The 6927-nt window shown below is 34.3% G+C and carries 6 protein-coding genes; all 6 read left to right on the top strand.

Annotation, left to right across the window (positions count from 1 at the left end):
• Positions 1 to 842: 842 nt before the first annotated feature.
• The 6 genes from ACWIUO_RS13140 (at position 843) to ACWIUO_RS13115 (ending at position 6751) form a co-directional block, all read left to right on the top strand.
• Complete coding sequence (locus ACWIUO_RS13140) at positions 843 to 1466, top strand: hypothetical protein (RefSeq protein ID WP_454178346.1); 624 nt, start codon at positions 843 to 845, stop codon at positions 1464 to 1466.
• A gap of 35 nt (positions 1467 to 1501) precedes the next feature.
• Complete coding sequence (locus tag ACWIUO_RS13135) at positions 1502 to 2080, top strand: hypothetical protein (protein ID WP_454178345.1); 579 nt, start codon at positions 1502 to 1504, stop codon at positions 2078 to 2080.
• Between the two features lie 114 nt (positions 2081 to 2194).
• A complete protein-coding gene (locus tag ACWIUO_RS13130) occupies positions 2195 to 2878 on the top strand; it encodes a hypothetical protein (protein WP_454178344.1) in 684 nt (227 codons plus the stop codon).
• A gap of 244 nt (positions 2879 to 3122) precedes the next feature.
• Positions 3123 to 3773 carry a hypothetical protein gene (locus ACWIUO_RS13125; protein ID WP_454178343.1) on the top strand — a complete coding sequence of 217 codons (651 nt, stop codon included), beginning with the start codon at positions 3123 to 3125 and terminating at the stop codon, positions 3771 to 3773.
• A 111-nt stretch (positions 3774 to 3884) separates the two neighbouring features.
• Positions 3885 to 5288 carry a hypothetical protein gene (locus ACWIUO_RS13120; RefSeq protein ID WP_454178342.1) on the top strand — a complete coding sequence of 468 codons (1404 nt, stop codon included), beginning with the start codon at positions 3885 to 3887 and terminating at the stop codon, positions 5286 to 5288.
• A 140-nt stretch (positions 5289 to 5428) separates the two neighbouring features.
• Positions 5429 to 6751, top strand: a complete 1323-nt coding sequence (locus ACWIUO_RS13115; protein ID WP_454178341.1) for a hypothetical protein — start codon at positions 5429 to 5431, stop codon at positions 6749 to 6751.
• Positions 6752 to 6927 lie beyond the last annotated feature (176 nt).

Raw genomic sequence — 6927 nt, 5'->3', positions numbered from 1 at the left:
CAAAAACGAAGTTTTTTTGTTTTTTACAAAAACGAAGCATTTTTAGTTTTTTGCCAAAAAATCAAGCGTTTTGACACAAAATCTAGCCACGCACTTGGGCATCTGCCCCCCTGCAAAATCTAAAAAAATCCTACTATGCTAGCCTTTGCCACGCTTTTTTAGGCTTTTTTTGGCTTAGCTTTTTTTCTTTTTTAGCCAAAAACTAGCATAAAAAGCTAGCAAAAACCACGCATTTCACGCCTTGCAGGCATAAGCCCTAGCATTTTCCACCTTTGCTAGCATACAAGCCCCTAGCGTTTTTTACTTTGCCAGCAAAAACCCCTAGCATTTTCCACTTTACTAGCATAAAAGCCTTAGCGTTTTCCAATTTACTAGCATAAAATCTCTAGCATTTACCACCACGCTTTTTTTTGCTCAAAAATTGACACAAAAAGAAAAGAGATATTTCGCGCTCACGCACTCAATATGACAAAGAATAGCAATCCGACAGATTCAATCGTCATTGCGAGCAAAAATGAGTGTAAGCGAATTTTTGCGTGGCAATCCAAATCTTAAAAACATAATTCTAAAAAATAGATTGCCATAAAATCTTAGTGGATTCTCTTGTTTAATGGATTTTCTTGCTTAGGGGATTTTTCTTGCAATGATAAATGTAGCATAAAAACAAACCCAATTTTTTGCTACAATGCCACATTTTAAAATTTCATTAAGCGTGAAAATGGCAGAATCGCTGATTGATTCAGGCAAGGCTTTGGCGCAATTAGAGCAGTTTATCGTAGAGAGCAATAAAAATTAGACAAGATTCACGCGTTTGGTTATGAATTTTTGGAGGATATTTTTAAGTGAATCTAAATAGTAAAAACACCGCACAAATGCCACCTAGCGCGATAATCCAAAACGATAAAATTATCTTTAATGATTATCCATACAAGCCTAGTAGCGTCTGCAAGGGCAATGGAGTGCTTTTGGCAAAGGATATTATGGCATATATCACGCTACCAAACGCCTTTGTGGTGGTAAATAGGCATTTGGGTGAGCCATTTTATGAGCTCATAGCAATGCGATATGCGACAAGTGATGAAATCGCCACATTTGCCAAACGCAATGGTTTGCGCAAGTTAAATCACACGGATAATTGGATAGATTTACTTGAAGAATATTTGGATACGGAGTATTCGCAAGAAACGCACGAAAATTGTATGAATCGTTTGCATAAAAATGGTTTTTTGGCACAAGAGATTGCTACTATCAAGGCAAAAGAAGGCAAAATGGTAGCTTGGTGCAACTCTTTTGCGTGGGAGTGGATTATGCTTGATGTGTTTTATTTGCTACATTTTGAGCGACACAATCCCAAAGGTGCGATTAAATACTTGCTTTTTCCTAAAAAATTTGATGATTTTTACAAAAGGGCTATGACTATCGCACTAAAAGGCGCGAATCTAAAATCGCTCAATGATTCGCTATAATCACACTTTTAAATTTTAGATTCAAAGGGGTAAAAATGCGATTAGTATGTGTTGTGTTGATTTTTTGTAGTGCGTTATTTGCCGAAGTGGTGGAAGAATTGACACTGAAAGATACAGATATTGTTAGGGCATATTATGAGATAAAACCAAAATTTACAGATAGCTATTATCTCCCGCAAAGTATCACGATTATGGATAATATTGCCAAAATGTTTGATGATTTGGAAAGTGAAATCTATGGTTATAAAAGCCTTAAAGTGCAATGGCACAATGAAAATAAAGTAACAATAACACTAAATGCCTTTGAAAATGGCGAGAGAATTTGCACTTATAGAAGCTATGAGATTTCATTGCGACAAACAGGTAAAGACACGCAAGGCGTTATAAAATCTAGTATGCTATATCCGCAAGATATTGATAGCTTTTTAGGCAATGTTTGCGAGTGCAATTATTATCGTGGCGAGGAAGCATATAATGAATCAAGGCAAAAGGAACTTGATAAGAAAATAGAGCAGTATTGTAAGCCGTTGCCACAAGTCTATAAAGCATTGCAAGAAAAATATAAAGATAAGCCAAAAATGCAAGAGATTCTAAAAAAGGCAAATGATTTGTGAGCTATAACAAATCTAAAATGCGGGGGGATTGTTTTTTGTCGATTCACGCGAATCTAAAAAACGCGAATTTTCGCTACAATCACACTTTTAAATTTTTAGATTCAAAGGGTAAAAATGAAAAAATTAAGTTTGGTAATTTTGGTGGCGGTTTTGTCGATTGCGTTTGTGGCGTGTGGAGATTCAAAGGATTCAAAAGATTTAGGCGAATCGCAAAAATCCACGCAAGATTCGCAAGTTGAATCTAGCGATTTAGTGCAAGATTCAACACAATCAAACGCGCAATCTAGCGAATCAACCACCGAAAATATTATTTGCAAAGAAAGCAACAGCACAGTTTCTCAAATGATATGCAAAGAAGTAAGTGTGATAGATTTTTATAGCAACGAAGATTCAGACATTTTTTATGATAAAAAACTTGTAGATTCTATCAAACTCACAGACACACAAAAAAGCATTTTAAATCCCGCAGTAATGTATATTTTTGACGATAAAAGCGTTGCATTAGGTGTGTGTAGAAAATCTTGTGATTTTAGAAAAAATGTAGGAATTTTAACGAATTTTTATGCAATTCAAAATACCAAAAATCTATTTTTGTCCTTTGATAAAGAGTTGGCACTCGAATCTTTGGCGTGGCAACTTTATAAAACTAATGCAGATAATTTTTTGCCAATTAGTTGTCGCAATGTGCCTTGTGAGATTAGTTTAGAATCAATGCCGCAAAATTCGTATTTACAGGCGATTTTTACAACGCCAAAATATAGGATTCAAGTGGTGTGGAATTTTGCGGTGGCAAGGTAGGGAATGAAAAAATTTGTGTTGTGTGGCATTTTAGCGTGTTGTGTGCTTGGGGCGGTAAATAAAATAGATTTTTAATAGCATTGATTCGACAAAGGCGCGAATCTAATGCGAATCTAGAATCTAGTGGCGGTTTGCCATAAATTCGCGTGAATCTAATTTCACCGCAAATCAAACACGAATCTAAAAAGCGCGAATTTTTGCTACAATCACGACTTTTTAAATTTTAGATTCAAAGGGGCAAAAAATGAAAAAATTAAGTTTGGTAATTTTGATTTTAGTGGGGATTTTGGGGTTTAGTGCGTGTGGGGATTCAAAGGATTCAAAAGTTGAATCTAGCGTAGATTTAGGCGAATCGCAAAAATCCACGCAAGATTCGCAAGTTGAATCTAGCAATTTAGCGCAAGATTCAACACAATCAAACACGCAATCAAGCGAATCAAACGCAGATTCAACCACAGATTCAAGTGCGAATCCACAAGATTCAAACGCGCAATCTAGCACAAATCCTGCCATCGCAATAAAATGTGGCGAAAGAGAATTTGGTTACGAAGATAGCTCACAAAAGTGCATTATTACAGGCTCTAATAGCATAGAGGAAGCCATAAAAGCGCATTTGCAAAGCGAGATAAGCGATGATTATGAGGTTTTGCGTAGAATAAACAAAACAATCTCCACCATTAAGTTGCCAAATGACAATGTCAAAGTAGAACATCAAATACAAGTATGCCTAAATGACGAAATTACAGATTGCGAATTGACATCTATGTGGGTTTTCATAACGCGCAAAAGCAAAGATGAAATAGTCATAGAATACGACCCAAGCGCATTATTCTATCAAAAAACCTATAAACAAACCCAAAATGGCGTAGAAGTGATAGATAAATACTATATTTAAATGTAAGGGTGTTCATAAGCCACAATCTACTGATTGACGCACGCGAATCTAAAATCGCTCAATGATTCGCTACAATCACGCTTTTAAATTTTAAAAATGCAAAGGATTTTTATGCCAAAACTACGATTTCTCGCGCTATTGTTGATTTTCACGCTAAATGTCGCAAATGCTATGTTTGACTACAATATTATGAACATACGATTTGAGTTAGTCAGTGAATATGATTCATTGCATTGGGATGGGCGCAACAAAGACTTAATCACGCCAAAAGATTTAGCAAACTTGCAAGACAAAGATTACAATGCCTTTGGGATACCTTTGCCAAAGCAAATCATTTTTGAAGTGCTAAATTTTCATAAAAATCACAATGATGAGTTTTCACTTTTGGTAAAGCAATATCCATTTGTCCAGCTTATCTTTTCGCAATGGGAAACTATCAAACTCTACGAAAAGCACAAAGAGCTAACGCAAAATCCAAAATTAACATACAAAGACTTTATGCAAAAGCATTTTAGATTCACTTACAATGGCAAAAATCTAAACATTTATGAAACAATAGCCAAAATGAAATTACAAGAGAAAAATAATGCAAATGATGAATTATATCGTGGCATTGATGACTATTGGACTACTCTTGTTGGTGGCACTGAAAATCTAACGCTTTATGACTTCATCTATGACATTATCCCAAATTCTATTAAGAGAGAGTTTTTAAAAGATAAATCCACTATGAAAGCCTACTTGCCACTTACAAGCGAATCTTTTGAATATACGCAAAATAACTTTAAAGACAAAATACAATTACACATAAATATCTATGGCGATAAGCCATTTAATGAAAAAAATATCAAAAAGCAATGGCATACCATAAATGCTTTGAATCTCAAAGGCTATGACATTGCCTCAAAAGAACTCATAATCCCAAAGGCAAAGCACAATAAATTAGGCATAGTTTATGATGAGCTTTGGGAGCTAATGAATGTAAATCAAAATGATTTGGAGTATTTTACATTTTGGGAGTTTGAGAGTGTCCCCGCTCCAGAATTGACAGAATATTATTACACCGATGAATATGGCACACATCCGTCAGGTTGGTGGAATAAATATGTTTTAGATTACAAAAAAAAGGCTTCTTGGGAGGATATTCTTGATTTTATGCAATCATATGAGCCTTATGCTAGTAGTTATTTGGGCTTATATAGTGGCGAAATTTGGGATAGAGGCTCTGCATATATCGCAAGTAGCAAAATCATAAAAATCGCTGCTACGCAATATTATCAAGCACAAACATTGATTTTGCATAATAATTTTTCTACAAACAACGCTTTATTTGAGGAAGCAAGGCAACAAATAAGAAAAGACCCAGAGACAGACTTTTATCCAACGACCAGACCAGCTTGTGCTGAATATTGCCATTATGTCGCAGGATTTCAATTAGACATTTATCTAGGCTATCGCTTCAATCAAGCATTGGCGTTGGCATTTGTAGGCGCGTATCATATAAATCCGCGATAAAGGGAATAAATGGATATTTTAGCAAAGATTATCAAATCGACAAAAGCACGAGTGGAGCGCGAAAAGGCACAAAAACTTAAAATCACTCAATGATTTGTTGATTTGTTACAATTACGCATAAAATTTATGGAGTTGATATAATGAAAAAAGTCGCATTTATACTGCTAAATATCATTTTAAGCTTATGCATCGCAGAGGCAATGTCAATAGGTATGATTTGGGACCCAAAAATCCACAACGACTTCTTACGCAATCGAGTTGATAAAGAAATATATTTGGGAATCAACACAAATATAAACGCCCTTGATAATTGGTGTCCAAATAATGAGCGTCAAATATTAGACCATAAAGTAGGTTTATTTTTAGGCAAAATTATTTTTAGCAAAAATAAGCAAGGCATTTTAGCCCCTAAATTTATCCCATCAAACATAGCAAATATTGCTAATGAAGCAGATAAAATCAATCCTTTGTGGCTTGATGAAATCAATAAAAAATATGTCCCACCACAAGCACAATATGATGAAATGGTTGGCAATTATACTGAACTCAACGCTAATAATGTAAAAACACTTTGCAAAAATAGCAAAGCAAATATCACTTTGACAAAAGAGCAAATCATCTCATATTTCACACAATTACACAAAGAAAATACAGAATTTATCGCAAACTACATAGAATCTATAAACAAAAATAATGGAATCAACGCATATTATTTGCACGATAAAATCTATGATGATTTATTATCAAAAGGAATCTTGCAAAAAGATATGTTTAAATGGTGGAGCAATGCCCCTAAAACCCCTTATACAAACGCTATGCTACTTACGCTAGATTTTCTAGCTAAAACCAATCAACCAAATCATAAAATCTTATTATATGATGAGTTATTTTATGCGTATTTGGTGTGGAGTTTGAGAAATTATACGATTCGTTATTATCAAGGCTATCTTGCAGAAAAAAACAATATGCTTTTTAATATAGCCAGTTATATAGATGATGACAACATATCGCAATATGACAAATGGAAATACTTATTTTATAAACTACGAAATTATATTAGTGCCACATATCATAGTAATTTATCACAGGAATTAAAAGATGAAATATTGGGTAGCTCAAACAATGGATGGGAATACGGCTTTTTTAACTTAGAAGCTCAAAATTATCTCCCAACTGATGAAAAGGGGCATTATCATACCAAATTGAGTAATTCATTGTCTTTTACCTCCCCAAACCAACCAATAAGCCAAATGGACGAATATGAAATATATGATATGAGTGATAGCCAAATAGACCAAGCAAGTAAAATCACACCCTCCCCACTAGGTAAATACTATTTTGAATTAAGCGATAATAAAAGCGTATATATCGAATTTTTCCCTAGAATCTACCCTAGCATCACAAACCCCCCAAAAGGCTGGAGCAAAGAAATGATGCAAAAACTAGATTTAAAGCTAGAGTAATCATAAAACTCTTTTGATAAAATAACTAAAACTTCAATAAACCTGCCATATAACCTGCCATAATCAAAAATCAATAAGATTACAAAAAAGCAATTTAATCTAAAATAACCTAAATCATACAAACAAACTGCACAATAAAAACAAACAAAAGGCAAGCAATATGAATACACAAGACA

The organism is Helicobacter sp. T3_23-1056, assembly GCF_053654535.1.
This window is presented reverse-complemented; position numbering and strand designations above follow the sequence as displayed.

Bases quoted from the DNA above. Each gene is read 5' to 3' on its own strand.
- ACWIUO_RS13135 (WP_454178345.1), top strand. From the start codon at position 1,502: ATGCGATTAGTATGTGTTGTGTTGATTTTTTGTAGTGCGTTATTTGCC.
- ACWIUO_RS13130 (WP_454178344.1), top strand. From the start codon at position 2,195: ATGAAAAAATTAAGTTTGGTAATTTTGGTGGCGGTTTTGTCGATTGCG.
- ACWIUO_RS13125 (WP_454178343.1), top strand. From the start codon at position 3,123: ATGAAAAAATTAAGTTTGGTAATTTTGATTTTAGTGGGGATTTTGGGG.
- ACWIUO_RS13120 (WP_454178342.1), top strand. From the start codon at position 3,885: ATGCCAAAACTACGATTTCTCGCGCTATTGTTGATTTTCACGCTAAAT.
- ACWIUO_RS13115 (WP_454178341.1), top strand. From the start codon at position 5,429: ATGAAAAAAGTCGCATTTATACTGCTAAATATCATTTTAAGCTTATGC.